We start from the raw sequence: 2966 nt of genomic DNA on the forward strand, positions 1-2966 counted from the left end.
CCTTGTGCGCGGTTCTCAGCGCTCGCAAGATCGCCACCTCCGCGCCCGGTGCGAGCAGCATGTCCTTCGACAGCACGGAATTCGCCTGGATGATGCGCGCGACGCAGCCGGTCCAGCCGGTCTGGTGGCTGGCGCCGATCCCTGCGCCGGTGTCGCCGTGGAAATACTCATAGAACAGCACCAGGTCGCGCCAGTGCGGGTCGTCACGGAACTTGTCTGTCCCACCATATATGGGCCTACCACCGTCCCCGTCGCGCAGGAAGATCCGGCTCAGGCGTTCGCCCAATTCCTTCGCCACTTCGAGCAGGGTCATCATCTGGCCAGATCCGGTCGGGCACTCGACCTTGAAGTCCTCGCCGAAGTAGGCATACAGACGAATCAGCGATGTGTAGAGCAGATAGTTGATCGGCATCCACACCGGCCCGCGCCAGTTGGAATTGCCCCCGAACATGCCGGTGTCCGAATCGCCCGGCACGTAGGCCACGCGATACTCCTGCCCTGCGTGAATAAAGACATAAGGGTGCTCGAGGTGGAAGCGTGACAGCGCGCGAATGCCATGGGGGCTGAAGAACTCGTTCTCGTCCAACATGCGTGCCAGAATCCGACGCAGCTTTTTCTCGCCAACGATTGCCAGCATGCGACGGTTAGCGACGCCGGGCTGCTGGGGAAGATGCATGTTGGCGGCGAGCTCAGGGTGCCGCTCCAGGAACAGCCTTGCACGCTCGCGGAACTTCCGCAGCTTCGCGAGAATATCTTCTTCGAACACGGCCACGGCAGCCAGTGGCAGCAGCCCGACAATGGAGCGCACCTTGAGGCGCGTGGCGCTGCCGTCCGGGAATCGCAGCACATCGTAGAAGAAGCCGTCCTCTTCATCCCACATTTCGTCGTTCCGCTCGCCGACGCTGTCGAGCGCGCCAGCAATGAACACGGTGTGCTGGAAGAACTTCTCGACAAACTCCTCGTAAAGCGGCTCCTGTAACGCAAGCTCGACCGCGATGCGCAGCATCTGCTGGCTGAAGAACACCATCCAGGCGGTGCCGTCAGCCTGGTCCAGGTAACCGCCCGTTGGCAGCGGTGACGAGCGGTCAAATACGCCGATATTGTCGAGTCCGAGGAAGCCTCCCTCGAAAACATTGGCACCTGTGCGGTCCTTGCGATTGACCCACCAGGTGAAGTTGACCAGCAGTTTGGAGAAGGCGTACTTGAGGAACTCGACGTCACCGTGGCCACCGTGGCGCTCCTTGTCCAGGACGTAGAGCTGCATCGTCGCCCAGGCGTGCACGGGCGGATTGACATCACCGAAGTTCCATTCGTAAGCGGGCAGTTGGCCGTTCGGATGCAGATAGTCGTTGCGGAGCATCAGGTCGAGCTGTTGCTTGGCAAAGTCAGGGTCGACCATGCTTAGCGGAATCATGTGAAACGCCAGGTCCCACGCGGCGTACCAGGGATACTCCCACTTGTCCGGCATCGAGATGATGTCGTCGTTGAACATGTGGGCCCATTCGCTGTTTCGCACCCGCCTGCGTTCCTGTTTCGGCAATCGGGCACCCGCGCCGTGCTCTTCGAGCCAGAGGCCGAGGTCATAGTTAAAATACTGCTTGGTCCAGAGCATGCCGGCTAGCGCTTGGCGCATGACGCTTACCCTGTCTGGGTCGCCGCGAATCGCCGGTGGTGTCAACGACGCATAGAAAGCATCGGCCTCGTCCAGCCGGGCGGCGAAGACCGTGTCGAAATCGTTGAAGAGCACGGACGCGGCGGCAGGAACCTGGTTCGTCAACCGCAACCTCATGACTTGACACTCACCTCCGCCGAGGTTGAGCTGATAGTGGAGCGCTGCCTTGGTTCCCCGCTGTGCGGGATTTACGGCAGCGGCGTCGCCTTGCACGACAAAGTTATGAATGCCATCCTTCACGTAGGGCGACGTGTTGGCCGTGCCGAACACCCGGGTGTTGTTGGTCTCATTCTCGGTGAAGAGCAGCGGCACGTCGGCGTCGCAGTAGAAGAAATACTCGCCTAGCGATTCCTGAAACAACGGATCGCTGTGACGGGCGAGGACCGTCGCTCGCCCGGGGGAATCGACACGCTCGAGGATTGGCTTCGAACCGCCCGCCGGCAGCGACCACGTATTGCGGAACCACAGGGTCGGCAAGAGGTGCAGGGGCGCCGTGTCCGGACCGCGGTTGAATACGCTGATTCGGACCAGCACGTCCTCAGGCGCCGCCTTTGCGTACTCGACAAAGACGTCAAAGTACCGGTTGTCGTCAAACACGCCAGTGTCCAGCAACTCGTACTCCGCCTCATGCTTGCCGCGGCGGCGGTTGGTCTCGACGAGATCGGTGTATGGATAGGCGCTATGCGGATACTTGTACAGATACTTCATGTACGAGTGCGTCGGCGTGGAATCGAGATAGAAGTAGTTTTCTTTCACGTCCTCGCCATGATTGCCTTCGCTGTTGGCCAGGCCGAAGGCGCGCTCCTTCAGGATCGGATCGCGCTCATTCCACAGGGCTAGCGCAAAGCACAACACCTGGTGGTCGTCGCTGATACCGCCGAGGCCGTCCTCGCCCCACCGGTAGGCGCGCGATCTGGCCTGATCATGAGTAAAGTAGTTCCAGGCGTCGCCGTTCTCGCTGTAGTCCTCGCGCACGGTTCCCCATTGCCGCTCGCTGAGATACGGCCCCCATTTTTTCCAGGCCGCGCTGCCCGCCTGCGCTTCGTCAAGCCGGTTCTTCTCTGCATCGTTGCTCATGGCGCACTCCCTCTGACCAGCGAAGCTGGCCATCCGGATCGGAACGGCCTTGACGTGAGCATGATTTACGTGTGCCCCAGTCAGGCATCAAGCTGGTCTTCCATGAAATCTGCTAGAAGCCTCGTGCACGGCAGCCGGTAAGTGGCTCAATGCTAGGCGTCACCCACCGATATCCCAAGCTTCTTAGTCCAGCTTTCCCGGGCAGCGGGGGACGTTA

Annotated in this window: 1 protein-coding gene; it reads right to left on the minus strand. The window is 60.8% G+C overall.

Going from position 1 to position 2966, the window contains the following annotated elements; genetic code table 11:
- The coding region (locus tag J8I82_RS37445; protein WP_209765631.1) for an MGH1-like glycoside hydrolase domain-containing protein at positions 1 to 2749 on the minus strand (2749 nt) is incomplete at its 3' end.
- Between the last annotated feature and the right edge of the window lie 217 nt (positions 2750 to 2966).

Source organism: Cupriavidus consociatus (assembly GCF_017814975.1).
Lineage (GTDB): Bacteria > Pseudomonadota > Gammaproteobacteria > Burkholderiales > Burkholderiaceae > Cupriavidus > Cupriavidus consociatus.